Consider the following 26,556-nt stretch of genomic DNA (forward strand, 5'->3'; position numbering starts at 1 on the left):
GCATCGCATGGCTCGCCTTAACCCGCGATGAAGCATGCGACCCGCAACGTGGAAATCTCGCCACTGCGAGCCAGTGCCTGCCGCGCGCAGCGGCATGCAAGAACACTGGCCGTCAGCCCTTGAAACCCTGCCCCAGCAGATAGACTTCGCGTGAGCGTGCACGCGACGCTTCCGGCTTGCGGGTCACGACCTTCTTGAAGCTGCCACGCATGTCCTTCAGATAGGCATCGAAGCCCTCGCCCTGGAAGACCTTGACCAGGAAATTGCCGCCCGGCTTGAGGGTCTGACGCGCCAGATCCAGCGCCAGCTCGACCAGATACATGCCGGCAGGTTGATCGATTGCGCTCATGCCGCTCATGTTGGGCGCCATGTCGGAGATGACGAGGTCTACCGGGCGGTCACCGAGGGTCGCCAGAATCTGGTTCAACACGGCCTCTTCGGTGAAGTCGCCCTGAATGAAGTCGACACCGGCCAGAGCGTCCATCTCGAGAATGTCGGAGGCGATGACCACGCCGTCCATGCCGACGCGGTCAGCGGCGATCTGGCTCCAGCCACCGGGGGCTGCGCCGAGGTCGATGACGGTGGCACCCGGCTTGAGCAGGCGGTCCTTGTCATCGATTTCAATCAATTTGTAGCTGGCACGGGAACGATAACCATCGGCCCAGCTGCGCTGGACATAGGCGTCATCAAAGTGTTCCTTCATCCAGCCAGCACTGCTCTTGCTGGGGTGAGCCACGTTGTCACCTGGAATGTCGGGGAAAAATCGAATACTGGCGGGAGATCGCGCGGGGAATAACGACGACACGAAAGGCGTGGCAGCTTGCGCACGGGTCGTGTCATGAGCGTCGTCATGGAGTAGAATGGCGGGTCCTGCGCGCGGTTCCGCCCGCGGGCACAGACATTGCCTGCGCAACAGACGGGTTCACACCCCTGGATTTCAAGCCCTGGAGTCGACCCTGTCTTTCGCTACGCTCCCCGCTCCCATCGGACGCCAACAGGGAAACTTTACGATACCATGAGCTTGTCACAGTCACAAAAGAAAGCATTTCGCAGCATCGGGCACCATCTTGACCCGATCGTCACCGTCTCGGAGAACGGCCTTTCCGAAGGCGTCGTGACCGAACTGGAGCGCGCACTGCACGATCACGAACTGATCAAGCTGAAGCTGGCGATCAACGATCGCGAAGCCCGCGGCGAGGTGGCTCGCCACCTGTGCAGCGAAACCGGTGCGACCCTGATCCAGAGCATCGGCAAGATCGCCCTGCTGTATCGCCGCAACCCGCAGGCCAAGCCGAAGCTGTCGAACGTACAACGCTTCAGCGAAAAGTAAGCCGCCGGGCCCAGGCCTGACGAGGCTCACCTCGCACGCCACGTCTGCCGCAGACAGAAACGCCGCCCTCATCGAGGGCGGCGTTTCCGTTTTCTGTTGCTGACAATCACGACCTGACGCGCTGATTCAGCTCGAAGGTGATGTCGTCCAGCGCCCGCTGGGTGACCTGATGACGCTTGAGTGTCGTCTGTCTGGACTCCCCCTCACCGTTGCCGGCATCGCGATACTTGATGCCCAGCGTCTTCTTGTCGAAGGTGAAATCCTCGATCAGCTCATAATCGATCTTGCGACACCCTATGATTGGTGTCGGCCGCAGATAAAGCGACTGATTGCCGAAGTGCGCCAGCGGCACCACCAGGTGGAAAACTCCCCTCGCCAACAGGGCACTCCCCAGGACCAATGACGGCGTCAACAGCGCCGAGTCCCCGGTGTACCGATAGGCAAACGACTGGGAGACCACATATGCCACCCCGAACAGCATGAACCCGAGCACCATGAAGATGGCCACCATGGAGGTTGCCATGATGCGCTTTTCCGGCTGACTTCCCTGTATTTCCATTACTCCCTCCCTGAAGGATTTCGTGCCCGCAGGCAAGAAAACAGCCCTGCCGGGATGACCGGCAGGGCTGTCACGACATCAGGATCTGACGAATCAGAGGCGATGCACTTCAGATGTGACGTGCTTCAGATGTGATGCACTTCGGAGATTTCATACTCCACATCGCCACCCGGGGTACGCACGACCACGACATCCCCTTCTTCCTTGCCGATCAGCGCACGCGCGATCGGAGAGGTGACGGAGATCTTGCCGTCCTTGATGCTGGCTTCATCTTCGCCAACGATGCGATAGCGCACTTCGCTATCATCATCGAGGTTCATCAGGTCGACCGTGGTGCCGAAGATCACCTTGCCGGTCTTCGGCAACTTGGTGACATCGATCACCTGAGACATGGAGAGCTTGGATTCGATCTCCTGGATACGCCCCTCGATGAAACCCTGCTGTTCACGCGCGGCGTGGTACTCGGCATTCTCCTTGAGATCGCCGTGCTCACGGGCTTCCGCGATGTCAGCGATGACCCGGGGACGCTCAGTGCCCTTTAGGTGCTCGAGCTCCTTGCGAAGGCGATCTTCGCCCTCGACGGTCATCGGACTTCTACTCATATCATGACTCCTGCATGCATATCCTGGAGACGACGGACCTTGACGTCGTTGCCGTAGGCAAGCGCCATGCACACGGCATTGGCACCCGCCAGCGTCGTGGCGTAGGGCACCTTGTGCGCCAGCGCCGTGCGACGGATCACGGACGAGTCATTGATGGCCTGACGTCCCTCTGTGGTGTTGACGATATAGGCGATCTCGCCGTTCTTGATCATGTCGACGATATGCGGCCGCCCTTCGAACACCTTGTTGACGGGTTCAACCTCGAGGCCGGCAGCGGCGATCACCTCTGCCGTGCCACGGGTAGCACAAAGCGTAAAGCCTAATGTTACCAGAGAGCGGGCCACCTCGATAACGCCCGCCTTGTCGAACTCACGCACGGACAGGAAAGCCTTGCGATCGCCAGTCAGGGCCGGGATGGCTTCACCGGCACCCAGCTGCGCCTTGTAGAAGGCTTCCGCGAAGGTATCGCCGGAGCCCATCACTTCGCCGGTGGACTTCATTTCCGGCGACAGGATCGGGTCGACCCCCGGGAACTTGGCGAACGGCAGTACCGCCTCCTTCACACTGTAGAAGGTCGGCACGATTTCCTGGGTGAAACCGATCTCTTCCAGGGTCTGGCCGGCCATGCAGCGCGCGGCGATCTGCGCCAGCGACTGGCCGATGCACTTGGAGACGAACGGCACGGTACGTGAAGCGCGCGGGTTTACCTCGATGACGTAGATCACGCCATCCTGCCAGGCCAGCTGCACGTTCATCAGGCCGACGACGTTGAGCTCCAGCGCCATGCGCTTGACCTGCTCGCGCATCTCTTCCTGGACGTCTGCCGGCAGCGAGTACGGCGGCAGTGCACACGCGGAGTCACCGGAGTGGATACCGGCCTGCTCGATGTGCTGCATGATGGCGCCGATCACGACCTGCTTGCCGTCGGACACCGCGTCGATGTCGACCTCGATGGCCGCGTTCAGGAAGTGGTCCAGCAGCACCGGCGAGTCATTGGAGACCTTGACCGCGTGGGTCATGTAGTTCTCGAGCTCGGCGGCGGAGTAGACGATTTCCATCGCGCGGCCGCCCAGCACGTAGCTCGGGCGCACCACCAGCGGATAACCGATGACCTCGGCCTTGACGAAGGCTTCCTCGAAGCTGCGCGCGGTGGCATTTTCCGGCTGGATGAGACCGAGCTTCTCGATCATCTGCTGGAAACGCTCGCGGTCTTCGGCGCGGTCGATGGCGTCCGGCGTGGTACCGATGATCGGCACACCGGCGGCTTCGAGCTCACGCGCCAGCTTCAGCGGCGTCTGACCACCGAACTGGACGATGACACCGACCGGCTGTTCCTTGTCGGCGATCTCCAGCACGTCTTCCAGGGTGACAGGCTCGAAGTAGAGGCGATCGGAAGTGTCGTAGTCGGTCGAGACCGTTTCCGGATTGCAGTTGACCATGATGGTCTCGTAGCCGTCCGCGCGCATGGCGAGGGAGGCGTGGACACAGCAATAGTCGAACTCGATGCCCTGGCCGATACGGTTCGGCCCGCCACCCAGCACCATGATCTTCTTCTTGTCGCTGACTTCCGCCTCGCACTCTTCCTCGTAGGTGGAGTACATGTAGGCAGTGTCGGACGCGAATTCGGCGGCACAGGTGTCGACGCGCTTGTAGACCGGACGGATGCCCTGCTTCTGACGGTGCTTGCGGAACGCCTTCTCGGACACGCCCATCAGACGCGCCAGGCGCGCATCGCTGAAGCCCTTGCGCTTGAGACGGAACAGACGATCGGCGTCCATCTCGCCCAGCGAGCTTGCGGCCACTGCGCCTTCCTGAGCGATCAGGTCGGCCAGCTGCACCAGGTACCAGCGGTCGATGTTGGTGAGGCGGAAGATCTCTTCGATATCGAGACCGGCACGCATGGCATCGGCGATGTAGAAGATACGCTCGGCACCGGCAGCCTGCAGCTCGCCCTTGATACGCGCCATGTTCTCGTCGCTGAAGTTCTCGACGATCGGATCGAGACCATCAACGCCGGTCTCCATGCCACGCAGGGCCTTCTGCAGGGATTCCTGGAAGGTACGGCCGATGGCCATGACTTCGCCGACCGACTTCATCTGCGTGGTCAGGCGGTCATTGGCCTGCGGGAACTTCTCGAAGGTGAAGCGCGGAATCTTGGTGACGACGTAATCGATGGACGGCTCGAAGGACGCCGGCGTCTTGCCACCGGTGATATCGTTCTGCAGCTCGTCCAGGGTGTAGCCGACTGCCAGCTTGGCGGCGATCTTGGCGATCGGGAAACCGGTCGCCTTGGAAGCCAGCGCCGAGGAACGCGACACGCGCGGGTTCATCTCGATCACGACCATGCGGCCAGTGTCCGGGCAGATGCCGAACTGGACGTTGGAACCGCCGGTCTCGACGCCGATCTCACGCAGAACGGCCAGCGATGCATCACGCATCAGCTGGTATTCCTTGTCGGTCAGGGTCTGGGCCGGGGCGACAGTGATGGAGTCGCCGGTGTGCACGCCCATCGGATCGAAGTTCTCGATGGCGCAGACGATGATGCAGTTGTCGTTCTTGTCACGAACGACCTCCATCTCGTATTCCTTCCAGCCCAGCAGCGATTCGTCGATCAACAGCTCGCGGGTCGGCGACAGCTCGAAGCCGCGATGGCAGATCTCTTCGAATTCTTCACGGTTGTACGCCACGCCGCCGCCGGAACCGCCCATGGTGAAGCTGGGACGGATGATGGACGGGAAGCCCAGCTCGGCCTGGATTTCCCAGGCCTCTTCCATGGAGTGCGCGACCTTGGCCTTCGGGCAGGCCAGACCGATCTTCTTCATCGCCTTGTCGAAGCGATCACGGTCTTCGGCCTTGTCGATGGTGTCGGCGTTGGCACCGATCATCTCGACACCGTACTGCTCGAGCACGCCTTCGCGCTCGAGCGCCAGCGCACAGTTCAGCGCAGTCTGGCCGCCCATGGTCGGCAGGATGGCGTCCGGGCGCTCCTTCTCGATGATGCGCGCCACGGTCTCCCAGGTGATCGGCTCGATGTAGGTCGCATCGGCCATCACCGGGTCGGTCATGATGGTTGCCGGGTTGGAGTTGACCAGGATGACCCGGTAACCCTCTTCACGCAGGGCCTTGCAGGCCTGTGCGCCGGAATAGTCGAACTCGCACGCCTGGCCGATGACGATGGGGCCGGCGCCGATGATCAGGATGCTGTTTAGGTCTGTACGTTTCGGCATGTCTCTTCCCGCAATGATCTGGTGACTGAACTCAACGATGGATCAGGCCCTCGAGCCTGCGCTCGGCTCAGCGTCGCGCGCGCATCATCTCGATGAAACGATCGAACAGCGGGGCGACGTCCTGCGGGCCGGGACTGGCTTCCGGGTGACCCTGGAAGCTGAAGGCCGGGCGGTCGGTGCGCTCGATGCCCTGCAGGCTACCGTCAAACAGCGACTTGTGCGTCGCGCGCAGGCTGCTCGGCATGCCCGCTTCATCCACTGCGAAGCCGTGGTTCTGGCTGGTGATCATCACCACACCGCTGTCGAGGTCCTGTACCGGGTGGTTGGCACCGTGATGACCGTGGCCCATCTTGACCGTGGTCGCGCCGGAGGCCAGTGCCAGCAGCTGGTGACCCAGGCAGATACCGAAGACCGGCGTGTCGGTCTCGAGCACTTCACGAATCGCGGTGATGGCGTAGTCGCAGGGCTCGGGGTCGCCCGGGCCGTTGGACAGGAAGACGCCATCCGGGTTGAGCGCCAGCACCTCAGCGGCAGGCGTCTGTGCCGGCACGACGGTCAGGCGGCAGCCGCGGGATGCCAGCATGCGTAGGATGTTGTGCTTGACGCCGTAGTCGTAGGCGACCACGTGGAAGGGACGCTCGGACTCACGGGTATCAGCGTAGCCTTCACCCAGTGTCCATTCGCCTTCGTGCCACTCGAACTGCTCGCTGCAGGAGGCTTCCTTGGCCAGGTCCATGCCCTTCAGACCCGGGAAGGCGCGTGCCGCTTCCAGCGCGCGTTCGACGGCATCATCACCCTGGGCATCTTCACCGGCGAGGATGGCACCGTTCAGGGAGCCCTTCTCGCGCAGGATGCGCGTCAGGCGACGCGTGTCGATGTCAGCGATGCCGACGACATTCTCGTCGCGCAGGTACTGATCGAGGGAGCGAGTGGAACGGAAGTTGCTGGCCAGCAGCGGGAGGTCGCGGATGACCAGGCCGGCGGCTGCGACATGATCGGACTCGGTGTCCTCGTCGTTGATGCCGGTATTGCCGATGTGCGGATACGTCAGAGTGACGATCTGTCGGGTGTAGGAGGGATCGGTCAGGATTTCCTGGTAGCCGGTCATGGCAGTGTTGAACACCACCTCGCCGCTGGTCTGCCCATCAGCACCGATGGCGCTGCCGTGAAATACACTGCCGTCTTCCAAGGCCAGTATCGCGGGTTTGATCAACGCAACGTCCTCCCCATAGTGTCCACTTTCCTGCCCGGAATCCGCGGTCGAACACCGGACATGCTGCTTGATTATCGTGCTCGGCATTCGCCGAGCCTGTGTCCCGCTGCCGACTTATGCCGAGAGTCTGTCACTGGACAGACGCGCGCCAGAGGCGGCAAATTCAGGTTGCAAAAAAGCGGGACGAAACCGAAAAATCAGGTTTCATCCCGCTTGTTATCATTCTTCGGAATGCTGCTGGCCCGAGCGCTGCCAAAACGGCAACCAATAGGGCGGCCAAGAACGTGGCCAAATTGGGTAGAGATTACCGGAATCCTTGAGTGCTGACCACCCCGCGCATGCCCCGCCAACAGGCGACAAGGCCCACGATACGGTCGTTTCGTCGCTGCGGTCAGCTTGACGAAACCCTTGGCCGAGCCGGGACACTGCACACCGCTTGTAAAGCGACGCAGTCCAGCGGCACAAGGCGGCCCTGATGGCTCTCACTTGCGCCGCATCCTGCCCACCGAGACAGCTTTCAAGAAATTCTCCTGAATGTCGCCAGACTGTCATCTCAGCGCTTGGCTCTTCATTCCGCTCTCCATTTCGCTTCCCACGTTGCTCTCCAATTCGCTCACTTGAGTCCCAGCACATCCTGCATGTCATAACGGCCGACTTCACGCCCTGACAACCATTCGGCTGCACGTGCCGCGCCCTTGGCGAACGTCATGCGGCTGGACGCCTTGTGGGTGATCTCGATGCGCTCGCCTTCGGTGGCGAACATCACGGTGTGCTCACCAACGATGTCACCGGCACGCACGGTGGCGAAGCCGATTTCCTTGTCGGTACGCGGGCCGCACTGACCTTCACGCGCGAAGACACCGTGGGTGGCAAGATCACGCCCGATGGAATGTGCCACGGCTTCGCCCATCGCCAGCGCCGTGCCGGAGGGGGCATCGACCTTGTGACGGTGGTGCGCCTCGATGATCTCGATGTCATAACCGGCATCGCCGAGGGCACGCGCGGCGGTCTCCAGCAGCTTGAGGGTCAGGTTGACCCCGGAGCTCATGTTGGCCGCGAACACGAAGGGCACGCTGTCACGGTAGCCATCCAGCTGCTCGAGCTGCTCCGGCGTGAAACCGGTCGTGCCGATCACCATGCGCTTGCCGTGCTCGGCACACAGCGCCAGATTGGCCAGCGTCACCTGCGGTGCGGTGAAGTCGATCACCACGTCAAAGTCATCCACCACGGCAGCCAGACTGTCGCTGGCGACCACGCCCAGACGACCCTGACCCGCCAGCTCACCGATGTCGACGCCCGCCAGGGAGCTGCCGGATTCGACGATGCCCGCCGCCAGCGACAGACCTTCCACTGCACCGACGGCCTCGACCAACGTGCGTCCCATGCGTCCGGCGACGCCCATGATTGCGATACGGGTCATGCTGACTCCTGCCTGTTGTGGGTCTTGAGGGTGACAGCCCGCGAGAATGCCCCGAGCGTGCCACCGGTACTGTGCCCACGAGTATATCAGCCGCCTGCAGCGTTGGCTGACGTCATGTATTTGTGCCGGTTACGCGCTAGAGTAGCCTCGTACCAGGTTGTCTCCTGTTGATCGTCATTTTTCTCATCACCGCTCAGTCTCCGGAGTCAGCATGCCTGCACGCCAATCCATCGCCTCGCGCCGCTGGCGCATGCTTCAGACCATCGCTGCCACCACGGCGCTTGCCGGCCTGTTGAGCGCCTGCGGCGTTCACCCGCGCCCCTATACGCTGGCATCGCCGGAACAGAAGAGCGAGTTCCCGGAAATCCAGTGGTGCGGCACGCTCAGGTTGCCGGGCAAGTGGTTGGATGACACTCCCGTCGGTGGCCTGTCGGACATCGGCTGGGATCAGGACGAGTCACTGCTGTATGCCGTGTCGGACCGCGGCTGGCTGCATCGTCTGCGCCTCGCCTTCCGCCATGGTGAGTTGGTCGGGGCCAAGGCGCTCAATACCTACACCCTGCGCGACGAGACCGATGTCTCGCTGCGCGGCGCCCTCAGTGACGCCGAGGGCCTGCAGCTGCTACGCGCGAACAATGACCGCCGCGGCGACTCCCGCCTGGTGATCAGCTTCGAGCAGCAGCCACGCGTCGAACACTTCCTGCCCAGCGGCCTTGCCGTCAATGAGCCCTTCACCCCGATGGGCGCGCGTGGTGCGGCACCCAACAACGGCATGGAAGCCCTGACCCTGCATCCGAAATACGGTCTGCTCGCCGGGCTGGAAGCCACGCCGGAGGGCATGAGCGAGGGCATGACGCGCATCTTCAGCCTCGATGACAAGCACGAGTGGAGCTACCCGCTGGCCAGCGATACCGGCTCGAGCCTGACCGCCATGGAGATGCTGCCCGACGGTGACATGCTGATGCTGGAGCGCGCCTTCTCACCGCCCTTCCCGCTGGTGATCAGTCTGCGCCGCGCGCATCTCGGCGAACCCGGCACCCAGGCCGAGGTGCGCACCCTGGCACGCCTGTCGAGTGGCGATGGCTGGTCGCTGGACAACTTCGAAGGACTGACGCACCTGGAAGGCAATCGCTTCCTGATGATCTCGGATGACAATTTCAGCAGCTTCCAGACCACGCTGCTGAGCTGCTTTGCCGTCATCGAACCCGAGGCCTTCACGGCTGAAGCGACGCCGAAATAGTCATACCCCGGACTGAGCGGCCAGCCTGAAACGCGAGAGCCCCGCACTCGATGAATCGAGTGCGGGGCTCTCTTGCATGAAGGCCATCCACGGGACTGGCCCGCGGACGGCAAGGCGAATGCCTATGGCTTCATGTCTTCGAAGAACTTCTTCACGCCATCGAAGAAGCTGTTCTCCTTCGGTGAATGGCTCTTGCCGGTATCACCGAGGCTCTGCTGGAACTGACGCAGCAGCTCCTTCTGCTCTTCATTCAGGCTGACCGGGGTCTCGATGACCACCTTGCACAACAGGTCCCCGGCGGGGCCGCCGCGCACCGGCTTGACACCCTTGCCGCGCAGACGGAACAGCTTGCCGGTCTGGGTCTCGGCCGGAATCTTCAGCACGACACGTCCGTCGAGAGTAGGCACGTTGAGCTCGCCGCCCAGCGCCGCATCGACGAAGCTGATCGGCACTTCACACTGCAGGTGACGACCATCGCGCTTGAAGATATCGTGCTCGCGCAGGTTGACCTGCACATACAGATCACCTGACGGCCCGCCGTTGACGCCGCCCTCGCCTTCGCCGTTCAGACGGATACGATCGCCGGTGTCGACACCCGGCGGAATCTTGACCGAGAGGGTCTTGGATTCCTGCACGCGACCTTCGCCGTGACACTTGCGGCATGGCACGCTGATCTTCTCGCCACGACCGTGGCAGGTCGGACACGCCTGCTCGACCGCGAAGAAGCCCTGCTGCATGCGCACCTTGCCCATGCCGTTGCAGGTCGGGCAGGTTTCCTTGCTGGACCCCGGCTCGGCGCCGTCACCATCGCAGTGGCCACAGGCGGCCAGACGCGGCACACGGATATCGACCGTGGTACCGGCAACCGCCGATTCCAGATCGAGATCCAGGTTGTAACGCAGGTCGCTGCCGCGCTGCGGAGCGTTCGGGTTGCGACGACCACCGCCGCCACCGAAGATGTCACCGAAGACATCGCCGAACACATCGCCGAAGCCGCCGGCACCACCACCGCCAAAGCCGCCGCCACCGAAGCCACCGCCGCCCTGACCATCGACACCGGCATGACCGAACTGGTCATAGGCGGCGCGCTTGTCAGCATCGGACAGCACTTCGTAGGCTTCAGAGACTTCACGGAACTTCTCGGCCGAAGTTTCATCATCCGGGTTGCGGTCCGGGTGATGCTTCTGGGCCAGGCGTCGGTACGCCTTCTTGATGTCCTTGGTGTCGGCGCCACGCTCGACACCAAGCACTTCGTAATAATCACGCTTGGACATGGATCAGGTCCGCCTGGATTGCTGGCAGCCTGAGGCTGCCGGTCTGTTCTGGAATGCCGGTTGTCACCGGTGGCCTGCGGCCAGCGCAAGGCGCCACCGATGCAAACGACAACGCGGGACACCTTCACAAGGCTCCCGCGCTGTCATCAGACGTCGTTCAAGAAATCCCTCAGGACTTCTTGTCGTCGTTGACTTCCTCGTACTCGGCGTCAACCACGTCGTCGTCCTGCTTCTTGCCAGCCTGACCTTCGGCAGCCTGCTCACCCTGGGCGCCCTGCTCGGCATACAGCTTCTGCGCCAGGTTGCCGGACGCTTCGGTCAGTGCATCCAGCTTGGCCTGGATCGCATCCTTGTCGTCGCCTTTCAGGGCTTCTTCCAGCTCGGAGATCGCCGTCTCGATGGCTTCCTTCTCGCTGGCTTCGGCCTTGTCACCGGCTTCGGTCAGGGTCTTCTTGGTCGCGTGGATCATGCCGTCGGCCTGATTGCGCAGCTGGACCATTTCCTCGAACTTCTTGTCTTCGTCGGCGTTGGCTTCCGCGTCGCGCACCATCTGTTCGATCTCTTCGTCGGACAGGCCGCCGGAAGACTTGATGACGATGGACTGTTCCTTGCCGGTCGCCTTGTCCTTGGCGGACACGTTCAGGATACCGTTGGCATCCAGGTCGAAGGCGACTTCGATCTGCGGCACGCCGCGCGGTGCCGGCGGAATGTCGGCCAGGTCGAAGCGACCCAGAGACTTGTTCTGTGCGGCCTGCTTGCGCTCACCCTGCAGGACGTGGATGGTCACCGCGCCCTGGTTGTCGTCAGCGGTGGAGAACACCTGAGACTTCTTGGTCGGGATGGTGGTGTTCTTCTCGATCAGCGGCGTCAGCACGCCACCCATGGTCTCGATACCGAGGGTCAGCGGCGTCACGTCCAGCAGCAGCACGTCCTTGACGTCGCCACCCAGCACGCCGCCCTGGATACCGGCACCGACGGCGACCGCTTCATCCGGGTTGACGTCCTTGCGCGCCTCCTTGCCGAAGAACTCGGCCACCTTGGACTGCACCAGCGGCATGCGGGTCTGACCACCGACCAGGATGACGTCGTCGATCTCGGAGGCGGACAGGCCAGCGTCGGACAGTGCGGTCTGGCACGGCTTCAGAGAGCGTGCGACCAGGTCGTCGACCAGAGACTCGAGCTTGGAACGGGTCACCTTGACGTTCAGGTGCTTCGGACCGGTGTTGTCAGCCGTGATGTACGGCAGGTTCACGTCGGTCTGCTGAGCGCTGGACAGCTCGATCTTGGCCTTCTCGGCGGCTTCCTTTAGACGCTGCATGGCGAGGTTGTCGCCGGACAGATCGATACCGCTGTCTGCCTTGAACTGGTCAACCAGGTAGTTGATCAGGTGCATGTCGAAATCTTCACCACCCAGGAAGGTGTCGCCGTTGGTGGCGAGCACTTCGAACTGGGTCTCACCGTCGACGTCGGCGACTTCGATGATGGAGATATCGAAGGTACCGCCGCCCAGGTCGTAGACCGCGATAGTCTTGTCACCACGAGACTTGTCCATGCCGTAGGCGAGGGCTGCGGCAGTCGGCTCGTTGATGATGCGCTTGACGTCGAGACCCGCGATGCGGCCGGCGTCCTTGGTCGCCTGACGCTGGGAGTCGTTGAAGTAGGCCGGTACGGTGATGACGGCTTCGGTGACTTCTTCACCGAGGTAGTCTTCCGCGGTCTTCTTCATCTTCTTGAGGATTTCCGCACTGATCTGCGGCGGTGCCATCTTCTTGTCTTTCACCTGCACCCAGGCGTCGCCGTTGTCGGCTTCGACAATCTTGTACGGCACCATCTTGATGTCTTTCTGAACCACATCATCCTTGAACTTGCGACCGATCAGGCGCTTGACCGCGAAGAGAGTGTTCTCCGGGTTGGTCACTGCCTGACGCTTGGCCGACTGGCCGACCAGAATCTCGTTGTCGTCGGTGTAAGCGATGATGGACGGTGTGGTGCGACCGCCTTCAGCGTTTTCGATGACCTTGGTTTTCTCGCCGTCGAGCACTGCCACACAGGAGTTGGTAGTACCCAAGTCAATACCGATGATGCGTCCCATAATCGTATACCTCGAATCTGTTGCTAGCCTGAAAGATAAGTCTGGATATCGGCACCTTGTGTCGGTGCCTGAACTTGTTTCTCTAGATGGGGTCGCGTGTCAGGGTTTCAAGACCCGGCCGGGCAAATTTTCCCGGGCCGGATCGCCCTGAGCCCCCCACAGGGCGCGATCCAACGCCTATCGGGCGTCGAGAGCGCGCAGGCCTCAGGAGGCCTTGCTGACTGCCACCATCGCCGGACGCACCAGGCGGCCATTGAGGGTGTAACCCTTCTGCATCACGTCGATGACGCTGTTCGGCTCCGCGTCCGGGGACGGCACCATGGCGACAGCCTGATGGTATTCCGGATCGAAGGGCTCGCCGTGCGGATCCAGCTGCTCGACGCCTGACTTGTTCAGGGCATCCAGCTGCATTTTCAAGGTCATCTCGATGCCTTCGACGTGGGTCTTGGCCGCTTCGTCATCGGACATGGATTCCAGCGCCTTCTCGAGGGAATCCACCACCGGCAGCATTTCCTTGACGAACTTCTCCAGCGCGAACTTGCGCGCCTTCTCGGCGTCCTGCTCGGCACGACGGCGCGCGTTCTGCGCATCGGCAGCCGCACGCAGCGCCTGGTCCTTGGCTTCCTTGACGGCCTGCTCAAGCTCTTCGACCTGAGCGGCCAGCATCTCGGCCTCCGGGTTGTCCACCAGAGTGCCTTCGGCGCCGGTATCATCGGCATCCAGTACGTTGTCGATCACTTCACCTTCCGGCGTTTCCGGCTGCGGCTCGGCATCGCGAGCGGCACGCTGAAGCTCTTCATCCATCGGGGTCTGCGGGTCCTGAGCCATGCTGATCTCCTGCGGGCCGACGTCTGTGCGCCATTGCCCTGATTCGTGGTCTGCTGAGCCTGTCGCGAAGCATCACGCGCACTGGGCTGACAGACAGACCATGAGTTGCCTTGAGAGGCAGCAAGGCCAGGCCATTGCTGCCGACTGAAAGTGTCAGTGCCTCTATATGGGGACAGCACATCGCTTCTCAAGCCTTGCCGCGGGCTTTTCTCACCACTGAGTCCGGCATGGATTGAAGGCCACCCGAACGTGCTGTATAAAAAGCCATGCTCACTGTATAAACATACTGTATGGCGACACCGTAGCCCGCCCATCGAGTCCGGGTCCGCTGATGTTCTCCCAGCACGGCGTACGTCAAAGCCCCCTCGGAGGTAGTCATGCTGCTGCAACTCGCCATCCAAGATTTTGCCATCGTCGAAACGCTGGAACTCGATTTCCGCCGTGGCATGACCGCCATCACCGGCGAGACCGGTGCCGGCAAGTCCATCCTGCTCGGCGCTCTCGGCCTGTGTCTGGGCGAGCGCGCCGATGCCGGCAGCGTGCGGCATGGCGCCGACCGCGCCGACCTCATCGCGCGTTTCGATATCAGTGACCTTGGCGACGCCCGTCAGTGGCTGGATGAGCGCGAACTGGGCAGCGACGACTGCCTGCTACGTCGCGTCATCACCGCCAGCGGCCGCTCCAAGGCCTGGATCAACGGTACGCCCTGTACCATCGCCGACCTGCGCGAGCTGGGCGAGCATCTGATCGACATCCACTCCCAGCACGCCCATCACTCCTTGCTCAAGGAAGAGACGCATCTGCGTCAGCTCGACGAATATGCGGGTCTGGAGACTCAGGCTGCCCAGTTGCGCGAAGACTTCCGCCACTGGCAGGAGGCGCACCGGCGCCTCAAGCGCATGAGCAATGATGGCGATGAGGTGCGTGCACGTCGCCAGCTGCTGCGCTACCAGGTCGAGGAGCTCGATGAACTGGCGCTGTGCGAAGGGGAACTGGAAGCCCTGGAGCAGGAGCAGGAAACGCTGGCCAATGCCGAGCAGATTCTGGCCGAGGCGCAGTCCGCCGCCGAATGCTGTGATCACGACGAAGAAGGTGCGCTGTCACGCCTCAATCAGGCCCTGGCCCGCCTGGCGCATCTGCCGGGCAACGAGCACGGCTCACTGGCCAGTGCGCTGGGCATGCTCGAGGAAGCGCGCATCCAGATAGAAGAAGCGGCGCGTGAGCTGCACCGCTTCGTGGAAGTCACCGAACTCGACCCAGAGCGCCTCGCCTTCGTCGATGAGCGCCTGAGCCGCATTCATCAGATCGCGCGCAAGCATCATGTGATGCCGGACGAGCTGCATGGCCTTCATCAGCGCCTGAGCGAAGAACTCGACGGCCTGGGGGGCGATGAGGAAGCCATTGAAGCCTTGCGCGAAGAAGTGGCTCAGCGTCGTGAGGCCTGGAAGGGGCTGGCGAATGAAGTGAGCGCCAGACGCGCCACCGCCGCCCCGCAGCTGGCCAGCGACATCCAGGACCAGCTGGCCTTTCTCGGCATGGGCAAGGCCACTTTCGAGGTCGCCATCGAGGCGCGGGAGCGCCCGCAGCCGGAAGGCATGGAGCGTATCCACTTCCGCATCAGCGCCAACCCGGGCCAGCCGCCACGTGCGCTGGCCAAGGTCGCCTCCGGCGGCGAGCTGTCGCGTGTGTCGCTCGCCATCCAGGTCGTGGCCGCCAGCCGCTCGACCATCCCCAGCCTGGTCTTCGATGAAGTCGATGTCGGCATTTCCGGTGCCACCGCCGAGATCGTCGGTCAGCTGCTGCGTCGACTGGGCGACAAGGGCCAGGTGCTGACCGTCACGCACCTGCCGCAGGTCGCCGCACAGGCGCATCAGCACCTGCATATAGAGAAGCAGGCCGAGAAGGACACGACCCGCACCCATATGGCGCTGCTGGATGAAAGCGGCCGCGTGCGCGAGCTGGCACGCATGCTGGGCGGCATCCACCTCTCCGAGCAGACCCTCGCCCATGCCCGCGAGATGCTCGGCGCTGCCGACAGCCGCCACTGAGCGCTGCCGTCGACGTCCATTCGTCCAATGACGCTCCTCAACAAGACGAACGCCAGATACACGCACGGCCGCCCTCAGGGGCGGCCGTGCGTGTATCTGGCCGGAGAAGGCTCGCCGGCCACGTCATCCCTGACGCAACCCGCGTCAGCTATCGCTCTTGTCACCCTTGGGGCGCACGTAGAGCACTAGCGCATGTTCGACCAGCTCATAGCCGTGCTCCTCGACGATCTCGCGCTGACGGCGCTCGATCTCGGGATCACAGAACTCTATGATCTCGCCGCTGTCCAGACATACCATGTGGTCATGGTGTTCTTCCTGGGACAGTTCGAAGACGGCGTGACCGCCATCGAAGTTGTGACGCATCACCAGTCCCGCTGTTTCAAACTGGGTGAGCACACGATAAACCGTCGCCAGACCGACATCTTCGCCAGCCTCAAGCAACGCCTTGTACACGTCCTCGGCACTCAGGTGTCGATCCGTCGATTTCTCGAGGATCTGCAGGATCTTGACTCGCGGTAGGGTTACCTTGAGTCCCGCCTTGCGCAGTTCATGGTTCTGATCGGCCATGCTGGGGTACTCTTCGCAGTCGCTTGATGTATCAGGTATGATCGGCCAAGGCAAAACGATAGGGAATCTTCAGGGCAAATGCAAAACTTGATCAAAACAGTCGCCTTTTGCAGCGCCCTGTCGCTGCTCACCGGGTGCAGCTACTTCAGCGTCTACAAGCGCGACCTTCCTCAGGGCAACCTGATCAAGCCGGAAATGGTCGAGCAATTGAAGCCGGGCATGAGCCGCGAACAGGTCATCTACGTGATGGGCTCACCGCTGCTGACCGCCCCCTTCAGTGAGGATAGCTGGGATTACGTCTATCGCCTCAAGAAAGCGGATGGCGAAATCATCAACAAGCGCGTGACGTTGACCTTCGCAGGCGACTCACTCTCCAACATCGACAAGAGTGGCGACATCGACCAGGAAACCGTCATCGTGCCGGACCTGGACATCGACCCTCGCGCGGCACAGCCTAACCGTGCTGAATCCAAGGCAGGCGCAGCCGACCTGCCTGAAGAGCGTTGATCACTGTCCTCTTCACTCAGTGACAAGCCAGAAAAACAGCGGGGCACCTCTCAAGGTGCCCCGCTGTTTTTGATGCTCACCTGCGCCTCGTCTCATTGACCGGCGCGAGCAGCCTTGTCGGCGCGCCGCTTGCGCGCAAGCTTGGGGTCGGTGATCAAGGCGCGATAGACCTCGACTCGATCCCCGGCGTCCAGCACATGCTCATCGGGCTTGCGCAGCGCCTTGCCGAAGATGCCCAGGTCCGCCTCGAGAAACACCTCGGCGGCAATCGTCGGAAAGTGCTGCTCCAGGCGCGCCATGCGCACGGCCTCGCGTGCCGTGGTGCCGGGGGCGACCGCCAGCGAGACGATCTTCTGCTTGTCGGGCAGCGCATAGGCCACCTCGACCGTGATTCTGTCTGTCATGTCTGCTCCTGTGCTCTCGCCACCTTTATATCACCTGCGCGGCGCTCCACCCTGGCCAACGGCCATGTGTCAGCGCTGGGTGTAGATCTGGTCAGCGCGGCGCGTGAAGGCTTCGACCATCTGAGCGGCGACCTGACTGAACAGCTTGCCGAACGCCATGCCCAGCAGGCGATTGCTGAACTCGAAGTCCATCTCCAGCGAGACCTTGCAGGCATCTTCGCCCAGCGGCGTGAACAGCCAGGTCCCCTGCAGACGCTTGAAGGGGCCATCGACCAGGTTCAGCTCAATCCGCTCGGGGGCATACAGGTCATTGCGCGTGACGAAGCTCTGCTGCATGCCTGCCTTGGACAGAGTGAGCCTGCCCTTGAGATGGTCCTCATCACGTTCCAGCAATTCCGCGTTGCTGCAGCCGGACAGGAATTCGGGATAACGCTCGAAATCATTGACCAGATCGAACATTGCCCGGGCCGAATGCCGCACCAGGGCAGACCGGTTGACCGTAGGCATCTAGCTCTCCGCTGACTTGGATACGCAGCATGCGTATCATGAACAATGGGCCGGCGCATGAAGTGCCGTCTGGCCTTGAATGGTAACACGCCTCCCCCCATCCAGAAGGATGTGCCATATCCACACTGGATGACGGCAGGCGCACACGACAAATGAGGCAACATGGGCAAGAAAAAGAAACCCGAACAGGGCGGCAATCTGATCGCCCAGAACAAGAAGGCACGCCACGAGTACCACATCGAGGAAACCTTCGAAGCGGGTCTGGTACTGGCAGGCTGGGAAGTGAAGGCACTGCGCGCAGGCAAGGGCCAGCTGACCGATACCTATATCGTGATCAAGAACGCCGAAGCCTGGCTGCTGGGCTGCCACATCCACCCGCTGGAAACCGCCAACACCCACGCGGTGGCGGACCCGCAGCGCACGCGCAAGCTGCTGTTGCACAAGAAGCAGATCGCACGCATCTTCTCGCGCACCCAGGACAAGGGCCACACCTGTGTGCCGGTCAAGCTGTACTGGAAGAATGCGATCGTGAAGTGCGAGATCGCGCTGGTGGAAGGCAAGAAGCTGCACGACAAGCGCGCCACCGAGAAAGACCGTGACTGGAACCGTCAGAAAGCCCGTATCCTGCGCGACCGCTGAGGACAGCGTGAGGAGGCTCACGCCAGCAAGCTACTGTCAGGTCAGAAATTTTCCTGAACGCTTGAACTGGCGTAGCACAGTCCCCACCTGTTATGATGAAGACGTAGCAACGCAGTAAAGTGGTAACACTGTTATGGGGGCGTTCTGGCATTCGACGCTGGTGGCAAACCCTGAGGTGCATGCCGAGATCGTAACGTATCTCGTAAATAAAACGTTGCAAATATATAGTCGCAAACGACGACAACTACGCTCTAGCTGCATAAGCTGCTCATGATACCGTTGCGCCTGTTCAAGGTGGATTGAGAACGAGCCCGTATAAACAGGATCGTCTTGGCCGACGTCTCTAAGGTCGAGATTAAAACTCAGAGAATCGCATTGCTGTAGCCTGTTCATTGGCGGCAGTGGTGTTAAATCAAATAATGAAACTAAGCATGTAGAGCCGAAGGCGGAGTGCCGGCGGACACGGGTTCGACTCCCGTCGCCTCCACCATATCCGTGACAGAAAGGCCTCCCTTCGGGGAGGCCTTTCTGTTTCTGGGCGTTCTATTCCGGCTGGCCTATTCTGCCAGACAGACCGCTCTCTCAAGCTGCCCTATCAAGTCCCTCTCTCGTCAGGCCTTCTCAAGCCCCTCTCTCATCAGACCTTCTCAAGCCCCTCTCTCAGGCCTGCTCAAGGCCAGGCAGCGGCTACGCAGGCGTCACGGCGCCTGCCATAGCCACCGCCTCGGGCTCATCAGGTCGCACTGCCACTCAGACGCTCGCTGGTGCGGCGTACGCCGATCAGCAGCGGCGTGCCTGTGTCCGGATCGGGGATCAAGCGACACTCGACGCCATAGAGCTTGCGCACCAGCTCCGGCGTCACCACCTCGGCGGGCGCGCCCTCGGCAATCACGTGGCCGGCGTGCATGGCCACGATGTGGTCGGCATAGCGGCAGGCGCTGGCCAGATCATGCACCACCATCACGATGGTCTTGCCCTCTTCATGGGCCAGACGCTGGATCAGCTCGAAGACCTCGATCTGGTGACCGAGATCCAGCGCCGAGGTCGGCTCATCCAGCAGCAGCAAGGGTGTCTGCTGTGCCAGCGCCATGGCGATCCAGGCGCGCTGACGCTGCCCACCGGACATCGAGGCCAGCTCACGGTCCGCCAGGCGCTCGATATCGGCGGCGGCCATCGCCTCGGCCACCAGGCGCTGATCCTCCTCAGACCACTGACTCAGCGCCCCCTGGTAGGGCTGGCGGCCGAAGCGCACCAGCTCATGCACCGTCACCCCCTCGGGCGAGTGCGTCTCTTGGGGCAGCAGGGCGATACGCTGTGCCACTTCGCGTCGCTTGTAGGCATGAATGTCCTTGCCCTCCAGCAGCACCGCGCCTGACTCAGGCAATTGCAGGCGAGCCAGCCCTGCCAGCAGTGTCGACTTGCCACAGCCGTTGGGGCCGACGATCGCGGTCACCTTGCCGTCGGGCAGCCCCAGGGTCAGCGAATTGATCACGGTGACATGGCGCTGGCGCGCCCCGTAGCCCAGCGACAGCTCTTTCGCTCGCAGGGTATCGGTGGTAACCGCGGCGTGGCGATCGGCCGGGGAATTCATCGCTCGCGGATCAAGCATCGTCTCAGCGCTCATGGCGCACTCTCCTGATACATCATCGGCCGCTACAACATCATCAGCCGCTGAAACTTGTCATGCGACGCTGAGCGGCAAGGGTTGGCCCCGGGCCGCTCAGCAGGAAAAAAGGGGCAACGCCTAGCGTGGGCTGCGCAGCAGTATCCACAGCAGATAAGGGCTGCCGACAACGGCCATCACGATACCCACCGGGATTTCCAGCGGCGACAGCAGGGTGCGACCGGCGAGGTCTGCCAGCACCATCACCAGCGCGCCGGCCAGCGCCGAAGCCAGCAGCGGCACGCCCTTGTGGCGCGACAGATAGCGTGCGATCTCGGGACCCACCAGTGCCACCATGCCTACCGGCCCGGCCACTGCAACGGCCGCCGCCGTCAACACGACCGACAGCCACAGCGTGATCAGGCGCACTCGCGAGACCGGCTGTCCCAGCCCCGTCGCCACGCGGTCAGTGAAACGCAGCGTATTCAGCCCGCGCCCCAGCCACAGCGCGATCGGCACGCCGATCAGCAGCGCCAGCCCCAGCCAGGTGAGCGAATCGGCGTCACGCGCGTTGAGGCTGCCGACCGTCCACGGGTAGGCACTGTTGGCGACATCGATGGAGACTCTTGCCAGCATCAGCTGTGTCCCGGCACCGAACAGCGCTCCGACCCCGATACCGGCCACCAGGAAGCGATAACCGCGCGTGCCGATGCCACCGGAGAGCCCGAAGGCCAGCGCAGTGGCGATCACGGCGCCGCTCAACGCCATCACCGGCGGCGCCAGCGAGATGCCCATCCCCACTACGGAGGCCACCGCGAAGGCGGTCGCACCGTTGTCGATGCCGATGATGCCGGGCGTCGCCAGACGGTTGCCGGCCAGGGTCTGCATCAGACAGCCCGCCAGCGAGAAGGCAGCGCCCGTGGCGATACCAGCCAGCAAGCGCGGCAGACGTAGTTCCTGCACCACGAAGACGGTGGCGAACTCGCCGTGCCCGAAGGCCGCCTTGAAGGCATCCCACGGCCCAAGGCCGGCACTGCCCAGCATCAGCGAGGCGACACTGGCCATCAGCAGCGCCAGCAGCAGTATTCCGGCCGCCAGCAACGGCGCACGCAACAGCAGCAGGGACAGCTTGCCATGTCGCCACCAGAGCGTGCCGGTGGGGGCCGAGCGAAGGGGATCAAGCGGTGAAGGTCTAGACATCATCGATTCCAAACAAGGCCCTGTCAGGACAACGCCTGACAGGGCCGGTCGATTCAAGCAATGAGGCGATGGCGCCGGCATACGCGCCAACCTGGCCTCCATCATCGTTCACGCCGCAAGCGCCAGAGGCATCAATCGCTACAGGGTGGGCAGACGGCGGGCACGCACCACGGCAATCAGCACGGGCGCGCCCATCAGGGTCGTCAGCACCCCCAGCGGCAGCTCCGAAGGCGGCACGACCAGCCGCGAGACTACATCGGCGCTCAGCAGCATGGTCACCCCCAGCGGCAGGCACAGCCACAGCGTGCGCCGCACATCGGCGCCGCACAGCGCTCGCGCCACATAGGGCACGGCGAGACCGACGAAGGCCACCGGCCCTGCCAAGGCCGTCGAGGCACCGACCAGCAGCGCCACCACCAGGATCGCGACCTTGCGCACGCGCTTGGGATGATGGCCCAGACCACTGGCGACCTGCTCACCCAGCACCATCGCGGAGAGTGGCCGAGCCAGCCACAGCGTCAGCAGGATCGCGAGCAGGATGCTGGGCAGGCTGCTGTACAGCGCCTCCAGCGAGCGTCCGGCCAGACTGCCGATCACCCAGAAGCGGATCTCGTCGGCCGCGCGCTGGTCGATCAGCAAGGCCAGAGACGTCAGCGCCACCAGCAGGCTCGACAATGCCGCCCCGGCCAGCACCAGTCGCACCGGGTCCTGACGTGCGCCGCTCATCCGCACGGTGCTCATCACGAACAGGCAACCCAGCAGCGCACCACTCTGCGCCACCATCACGTGCATGCCGGTCGCTTCCATCCCCAACAACAAGGCCACGGCAACGGCAAAGGAGGCCCCAGCACTCACGCCCAGCAAGCCCGGCTCCGCCAGCGGATTGCGTGCCACTACCTGCATCAGGGCACCGCCACAGGCGAGCATCATGCCGACCACCATGCCGATCAGGGTACGCGGTGCGCGCAGCTCGAGCACCACGAAGCGCGCCTGATCACTGCCCTGTCCGGCCAGCACCTGCAGCGCCTGCCAGGGGCCGACATCGCCAGCCCCCCACAGCAGGCTGGCCAGACAGGTCAGCAGGGCGCTCAGGCAGGCCAGTGGCATCACCTGACGCAACGCAAGACGCCCGGAGACCTTGTGGGTCATCCGGGCGGCATGTGCGCGTGGCCTGCGGACCTGGGGAGAGGTCTCTTCAGCCTGCATACCACCTCCCGCGTCGCGGTTGCGAGAGGTCCCCTGCCTGCGCAGGGGTCAAACGTCGTGCACCGACATGACTGCGACTAGCCATCATCGCGCGCCCGATCGATGTCCTTCAGCAGTGCTTCCGCGGCCAGCGGGCCGCTGGCGCTGGTCCACAGCTGGCCATTCACGCCGACCAGACTGTCGCGATCCGCTGTCTCGAGTCGCTGGAAGGCCGGTTCTGCCGCCAGGGCCTCGACCGCCGCATCAGAGGAATCGTCCATGGTGGCGAGGAAGATGGTCTGCGCATCGATGCGCGCCATGTTCTCGTCGCTGAGCGGATCGGAATGCGGGCGTCCCGGCTTGACCAGATCACCGCCAACCAGCTCATAGCCGCTGGCCGCTATCAGGCCGGTCGCGAACAGCTGGTCGGACATCGCCATCAGGCCACCCGGCATGCGACGCACCAGGCTGGCGGTTTGCGGGGTGGTCATCTCGGCCTTCAGACGCGCGGCGTGCGCGTCGATGGCGGCCAGACGTGTCTCGAGTTCCGCTTCGGCCGTCTCGCCCAGCGCCTCGGCATAGACACGACTCTGCTCCTTCCAGCCATGCTGGCTCAGCGCCGATGCGCTCGGCACGACAGTCGGTGCCAGACGCGACATCAGCTGATACTGGGTCTTGTCGAGGCCCGGCGGCGCCAGGATCAGGTCCGGCTTGAGCGCGACGATCGCCTCGAGATTGAATTCACGTGGCGTACCGATGATCTTGATGTCCGGCACCTGCGACTGGATATAGCTCGCCACGCCATCACCGCCACGCGTGGTCACGGCACCCAGCGGCGTCACCTGACTGGCGACAGCCACATCCAGCGCGCCTTCGTACAGGGTGACGACACGCTGCGGCGTGCCTTCGATATCCAGCTCACCGTAGGCCGTCTCGACACTGCGTGCCTCGGCAGACAGGGAAGCCCCCATCAGCGCTACCGCCAAGGTCGCCATCAGGCCCTGTTTGAACCATGCAGGCCGGGTCATGCCACGAGCAGTAAAAGCAGTCGACGAGACGGTCATGCAGTACTCCGAAATGAAGGAAATGATCTCGCACTCAAGCGAAGGCAGACGTGGCCCTGCGCAGGACGATACCGCAAGACCCTCTGTGCGCATGACTATCACACCTGAACAACGAATAATAATCAATCGCAACAATACCGACTCATCCTGCAACTCACCACACCAGTTCATGCAACGCGACATTGCAACATCCTGCGTGGCAGCAGGTCCCGGTTCTCCCCCGACCAGCGCCAGAAGACCTTGAAGGATGGCGGCGCCTGCCGCAGGCTGTGCGCAAGAATGTCTCTGGCGGAGTCCCCGCAGGGGTTGGGATAGTACCAAGTGCCCCGATAACTGAGGGATGGACTCTCGCTCGGCGTGCGCGCAGGACGCGCGTGACGCCCCTTCAACATCTACCTGACAGATCCTCGCGTTATCGATGGGACGCTTGCGAGCCTCTGATGCATATCCGGAGCCTGCTCTCGCTTTCTACCCCGACGCCTCACACACTCACCGACATGGAGAAGCCATCTGTGGCGATTCCGACACCCCCGCACTCCCCTCCCGCCCTTGCTGCCTCACGCCAACCGGACTCATGGCTACCTGCCTGGCTGATGTCCGGCATGATGATGCTGTTGATGGTGTTGAGCCTCGGGTTCAGCAGCCTGTCCCATGCCGCCCCGACCGACGATGGCAGCGGCGATGGCGCGACATCTTCCTATGAGAGCCTGGCCACGCTGCTGGAAGACCCCAGTCAACGCGAGGCCCTGATCGAAGGCCTGCGACAGCTGGACAGCAAGGCAAGTGAGCAAGCCGTCGAGGTGGCGGGGGAAGACGTCACCCTGAGCGAGGACTCGCCGTCACTCTCGCGCCAGCTTGCCGAGATCAGCCAGGACCTGGTCGCGGAGCTGTCCGCCACGCTGGACCGGATGATGGAGACACTCAGCGGCATCGGGAGCGAAGACGCCAGCAGTATCGACTGGGAGCACTTCACGACCGAAGCCATCAGTCTGGGACTGGTGGTCATCTCGACCATCGGGCTGTTCCTGATCCTGCGCCGGCTGGCCCGTCCGCTCTTCGGGCGCGTCAGCCAGTGGTCACTGGATGGCCAGCATCGCAGTCCGCTGCTGCGCACCCTGCTGGCGGTGCTCATCGCGGCAGTGGTGGACATCGCGGTCATCGGTCTCGCCTTCCTCGGCGGCTATCTGCTCGCCATCTTCGCCTATGGCGAACAGGGCGTGATCGGTCAGCGAGAGTCGATGTTCCTCAACGCCTACCTGGTGATCGAGCTGGTCAAGGCCTTGATGCGCATGCTGTTCTCCTCGGACTTCAAGGGCCTGCGCCTGTTCCCGATGCGTGATGAGGTCGCACGCTACTGGAATCGCTCGCTGGCGATGCTGGCCGGCTTCATCGGCTATGGCATTCTCGTCGTGGTTCCGATGGTCAACAACAACCTGGCGCCAGCCGTGGGCAGCTTCGTCAACCTGCTGATCATGGCCGTGACACTTGTCTGGGCCATCGTCGTCATCACGCGCAATCGCATCATCCTGCGTGACCGTCTTCTGAATCAGGCACAGGAAACCCGCAACAGCCTGGTCGCGATAGCCCTGCGTATCCTGGCCAGCACCTGGCATCTCTTCGCACTGGCCTACTTCATCACGCTGTTCGTGATCTCGCAGACCACACCGGAAACTGCCCTGCCCTTCATGATGGGGGCGACGCTCAAGACACTGTGCGCCATCGGGGGCGGCTACCTGCTCTCCCAGGTGCTTACCCAGTTGATCGGCAAGCGCATCCAGGTCTCCGACAAGCTGCGCGGTCAGCTGCCGATGCTCGAGAAGCGCCTCAACTCCTACATCCCGACCGCGCTGCGCATCATGCGCGCCATCATCGTCATCGTGGTAATCGGCATGGTGCTGAATGCCTGGCACATCGTGGCACTGGGTGAGTGGCTGGCGACGGATGCCGGTGCCCTGCTGCTGTCACGTATCTTCCATGTGCTGTTCATTCTCGCCTTCGCGGTCGTGATCTGGGTCGGCATCGCCAGCATGATCGAGCACAAGCTCAATCCCGATACCGGCAAGGGCAAGCCGTCCTCACGCGTGGAAACCCTGCTGGCACTGTTCCGCAATGCCATCGCCATCGCGATGATCGTCTTCACCGCGATGATCGTGCTGTCGGAGATCGGCATCGACATCGCGCCGCTGCTGGCCGGTGCCGGTGTGCTGGGTCTGGCGATCGGTTTCGGCGCCCAGAAAATGGTGCAGGACATCATCACCGGCGTGTTCATCCAGCTGGAGAACGCTATCAACACGGGTGACGTGGTCACCGCCGGCGGCGTGACCGGTACCGCGGAACGCCTGACCATCCGCTCGGTGGGTATCCGCGACCTGTCCGGCACCTTCCATATCGTGCCGTTCTCGTCGGTGGATACCGTCTCCAACTACATGCGTGACTTCGCCTACCATGTCGGCGAATACGGTATCTCCTATCGCGAGAATGTCGACCACGCCATCGTGCACCTGCGTGCGGCCTTCGATGAGCTGCAGGAAGGCAGCTATGGTCCGGAGATTCTCGAGCCGGTCACCATCGCCGGCGTCTCGGCCCTGGCCGACAGCTCGGTCAACATCCGCGTGATGATCAAGACCAGCCCGGGCAACCAGTGGGCCATCGGCCGCGAGTACAACAAGCTCGTGAAGCAGCACTTCGATGCAGCCGGCATCGAGATCCCGTTCCCGCACATGACCATGTACTTCGGTCAGGACAAGGACGGTGGCGCGCCGCCGGCCAACGTACGCACCATGCAGGCGCCGTTCGTGATCGATGGCTCCGCCGCCGGTCAGCCGAAGACCCCCGAGCAGCGCGAGGCCGCCGCCAAGGTCGCCAAGCGTCGCGAGGAGAACCCGCTGACCCGCCATGCCACCAAGGATGGCGAAGTCGTGGATGCCGAGGAACAGCGCATCCGTCAGACCACCCAACCGGATGCCGACGGCGACTGATCAAGCGTAAGCGGTATTCCGGCACGGCTGTCTGCGAAGGCAGCCGTCCTGAAACGAAAACGCCCCCGA

General features: G+C 62.9%; 22 protein-coding genes and 1 other RNA gene. 7 read left to right on the forward strand and 16 right to left on the reverse strand.

Annotation, left to right across the window (positions count from 1 at the left end; all coding sequences use genetic code 11):
* Nucleotides 1-112: 112 nt before the first annotated feature.
* A complete protein-coding gene (rlmE, locus tag CDPAHKCJ_RS05635) occupies nucleotides 113-736 on the reverse strand; it encodes a 23S rRNA (uridine(2552)-2'-O)-methyltransferase RlmE (RefSeq protein WP_346773896.1) in 624 nt (207 codons plus the stop codon).
* 279 nt (nucleotides 737-1,015) lie between these two features.
* Here rlmE and yhbY point away from each other — a divergent pair, with 279 nt between their 5' ends.
* Nucleotides 1,016-1,330 (forward strand): ribosome assembly RNA-binding protein YhbY, encoded by a 315-nt coding sequence (gene yhbY / locus CDPAHKCJ_RS05640; protein ID WP_043333380.1) that lies wholly within the window; start codon nucleotides 1,016-1,018, stop codon nucleotides 1,328-1,330.
* Between the two features lie 106 nt (nucleotides 1,331-1,436).
* Here yhbY and CDPAHKCJ_RS05645 read toward each other — a convergent pair whose 3' ends face one another.
* The 5 genes from CDPAHKCJ_RS05645 to dapB form a co-directional block, all read right to left on the reverse strand.
* Nucleotides 1,437-1,889 (reverse strand): hypothetical protein, encoded by a 453-nt coding sequence (locus CDPAHKCJ_RS05645; protein WP_166019023.1) that lies wholly within the window; start codon nucleotides 1,887-1,889, stop codon nucleotides 1,437-1,439.
* 125 nt (nucleotides 1,890-2,014) lie between these two features.
* Nucleotides 2,015-2,491 (reverse strand): transcription elongation factor GreA, encoded by a 477-nt coding sequence (gene greA / locus CDPAHKCJ_RS05650; RefSeq protein WP_043333374.1) that lies wholly within the window; start codon nucleotides 2,489-2,491, stop codon nucleotides 2,015-2,017.
* Nucleotides 2,488-5,718: a carbamoyl-phosphate synthase large subunit gene (carB, locus tag CDPAHKCJ_RS05655; protein ID WP_166019024.1), complete on the reverse strand. Its 3,231-nt coding sequence runs from the start codon at nucleotides 5,716-5,718 to the stop codon at nucleotides 2,488-2,490. The genes greA and carB overlap by 4 nt, the downstream gene beginning before the upstream one ends.
* 67 nt (nucleotides 5,719-5,785) lie before the next feature.
* On the reverse strand, nucleotides 5,786-6,931 hold the full coding sequence (gene carA / locus CDPAHKCJ_RS05660) for a glutamine-hydrolyzing carbamoyl-phosphate synthase small subunit (protein WP_200018429.1): 1,146 nt from the start codon (nucleotides 6,929-6,931) through the stop codon (nucleotides 5,786-5,788).
* 613 nt (nucleotides 6,932-7,544) lie between these two features.
* Nucleotides 7,545-8,351: a 4-hydroxy-tetrahydrodipicolinate reductase gene (gene dapB, locus CDPAHKCJ_RS05665; protein ID WP_166019026.1), complete on the reverse strand. Its 807-nt coding sequence runs from the start codon at nucleotides 8,349-8,351 to the stop codon at nucleotides 7,545-7,547.
* Between the two features lie 211 nt (nucleotides 8,352-8,562).
* On the opposite strand from dapB, the gene CDPAHKCJ_RS05670 reads away from it, so the two are divergent.
* Nucleotides 8,563-9,591 (forward strand): esterase-like activity of phytase family protein, encoded by a 1,029-nt coding sequence (locus CDPAHKCJ_RS05670; protein ID WP_166019027.1) that lies wholly within the window; start codon nucleotides 8,563-8,565, stop codon nucleotides 9,589-9,591.
* Nucleotides 9,592-9,713: 122 nt separating this feature from the next.
* Here the strand turns inward: CDPAHKCJ_RS05670 and dnaJ are convergent, their stop codons facing one another.
* The 3 genes from dnaJ to grpE form a co-directional block, all read right to left on the reverse strand.
* Nucleotides 9,714-10,865: a molecular chaperone DnaJ gene (gene dnaJ / locus CDPAHKCJ_RS05675; RefSeq protein WP_166019028.1), complete on the reverse strand. Its 1,152-nt coding sequence runs from the start codon at nucleotides 10,863-10,865 to the stop codon at nucleotides 9,714-9,716.
* Nucleotides 10,866-11,034: 169 nt separating this feature from the next.
* On the reverse strand, nucleotides 11,035-12,957 hold the full coding sequence (dnaK, locus tag CDPAHKCJ_RS05680) for a molecular chaperone DnaK (RefSeq protein WP_166019029.1): 1,923 nt from the start codon (nucleotides 12,955-12,957) through the stop codon (nucleotides 11,035-11,037).
* 204 nt (nucleotides 12,958-13,161) lie between these two features.
* Nucleotides 13,162-13,785, reverse strand: a complete 624-nt coding sequence (gene grpE / locus CDPAHKCJ_RS05685) for a nucleotide exchange factor GrpE (protein WP_166019030.1) — start codon at nucleotides 13,783-13,785, stop codon at nucleotides 13,162-13,164.
* A 377-nt stretch (nucleotides 13,786-14,162) separates the two neighbouring features.
* Here grpE and recN point away from each other — a divergent pair, with 377 nt between their 5' ends.
* Nucleotides 14,163-15,833 carry a DNA repair protein RecN gene (gene recN, locus CDPAHKCJ_RS05690; protein ID WP_166019031.1) on the forward strand — a complete coding sequence of 557 codons (1,671 nt, stop codon included), beginning with the start codon at nucleotides 14,163-14,165 and terminating at the stop codon, nucleotides 15,831-15,833.
* Nucleotides 15,834-15,977: 144 nt separating this feature from the next.
* Here the strand turns inward: recN and fur are convergent, their stop codons facing one another.
* Nucleotides 15,978-16,400, reverse strand: coding sequence for a ferric iron uptake transcriptional regulator (gene fur / locus CDPAHKCJ_RS05695; RefSeq protein WP_043333352.1), 423 nt, complete (start codon nucleotides 16,398-16,400; stop codon nucleotides 15,978-15,980).
* Between the two features lie 78 nt (nucleotides 16,401-16,478).
* Between fur and bamE the strand changes: the two genes are divergently transcribed.
* Nucleotides 16,479-16,907 (forward strand): outer membrane protein assembly factor BamE, encoded by a 429-nt coding sequence (gene bamE / locus CDPAHKCJ_RS05700; RefSeq protein ID WP_166019032.1) that lies wholly within the window; start codon nucleotides 16,479-16,481, stop codon nucleotides 16,905-16,907.
* Between the two features lie 92 nt (nucleotides 16,908-16,999).
* Here the strand turns inward: bamE and CDPAHKCJ_RS05705 are convergent, their stop codons facing one another.
* Both CDPAHKCJ_RS05705 and CDPAHKCJ_RS05710 read right to left on the reverse strand, forming a co-directional pair.
* Nucleotides 17,000-17,311: an RnfH family protein gene (locus tag CDPAHKCJ_RS05705; RefSeq protein WP_166019033.1), complete on the reverse strand. Its 312-nt coding sequence runs from the start codon at nucleotides 17,309-17,311 to the stop codon at nucleotides 17,000-17,002.
* A 69-nt stretch (nucleotides 17,312-17,380) separates the two neighbouring features.
* Nucleotides 17,381-17,818, reverse strand: coding sequence for a type II toxin-antitoxin system RatA family toxin (locus CDPAHKCJ_RS05710; protein ID WP_043333347.1), 438 nt, complete (start codon nucleotides 17,816-17,818; stop codon nucleotides 17,381-17,383).
* 162 nt (nucleotides 17,819-17,980) lie between these two features.
* On the opposite strand from CDPAHKCJ_RS05710, the gene smpB reads away from it, so the two are divergent.
* Both smpB and ssrA read left to right on the forward strand, forming a co-directional pair.
* A complete protein-coding gene (gene smpB / locus CDPAHKCJ_RS05715) occupies nucleotides 17,981-18,457 on the forward strand; it encodes an SsrA-binding protein SmpB (protein WP_043333345.1) in 477 nt (158 codons plus the stop codon).
* A 135-nt stretch (nucleotides 18,458-18,592) separates the two neighbouring features.
* Nucleotides 18,593-18,947, forward strand: a transfer-messenger RNA (tmRNA) gene (gene ssrA / locus CDPAHKCJ_RS05720).
* 243 nt (nucleotides 18,948-19,190) lie between these two features.
* Here ssrA and CDPAHKCJ_RS05725 read toward each other — a convergent pair.
* The 4 genes from CDPAHKCJ_RS05725 to CDPAHKCJ_RS05740 all read right to left on the reverse strand — a co-directional run bounded on the left by CDPAHKCJ_RS05725 (nucleotide 19,191) and on the right by CDPAHKCJ_RS05740 (nucleotide 23,509).
* Complete coding sequence (locus CDPAHKCJ_RS05725) at nucleotides 19,191-20,048, reverse strand: ABC transporter ATP-binding protein (RefSeq protein WP_166019082.1); 858 nt, start codon at nucleotides 20,046-20,048, stop codon at nucleotides 19,191-19,193.
* A 153-nt stretch (nucleotides 20,049-20,201) separates the two neighbouring features.
* Entirely contained in the window at nucleotides 20,202-21,260 is a 1,059-nt protein-coding gene (locus CDPAHKCJ_RS05730; RefSeq protein WP_166019034.1) for an iron ABC transporter permease, read from the reverse strand.
* A 138-nt stretch (nucleotides 21,261-21,398) separates the two neighbouring features.
* Nucleotides 21,399-22,367, reverse strand: coding sequence for an iron ABC transporter permease (locus CDPAHKCJ_RS05735; protein ID WP_240916681.1), 969 nt, complete (start codon nucleotides 22,365-22,367; stop codon nucleotides 21,399-21,401).
* A gap of 176 nt (nucleotides 22,368-22,543) precedes the next feature.
* On the reverse strand, nucleotides 22,544-23,509 hold the full coding sequence (locus CDPAHKCJ_RS05740; protein ID WP_240916678.1) for an ABC transporter substrate-binding protein: 966 nt from the start codon (nucleotides 23,507-23,509) through the stop codon (nucleotides 22,544-22,546).
* Nucleotides 23,510-24,021: 512 nt separating this feature from the next.
* Here CDPAHKCJ_RS05740 and ybiO point away from each other — a divergent pair.
* Nucleotides 24,022-26,487, forward strand: a complete 2,466-nt coding sequence (ybiO, locus tag CDPAHKCJ_RS05745; RefSeq protein WP_166019035.1) for a mechanosensitive channel protein — start codon at nucleotides 24,022-24,024, stop codon at nucleotides 26,485-26,487.
* Nucleotides 26,488-26,556: the final 69 nt, after the last annotated feature.

Origin of the sequence: Cobetia sp. MB87, from assembly GCF_011319755.1 — a bacterium.
Lineage (GTDB): Bacteria > Pseudomonadota > Gammaproteobacteria > Pseudomonadales > Halomonadaceae > Cobetia.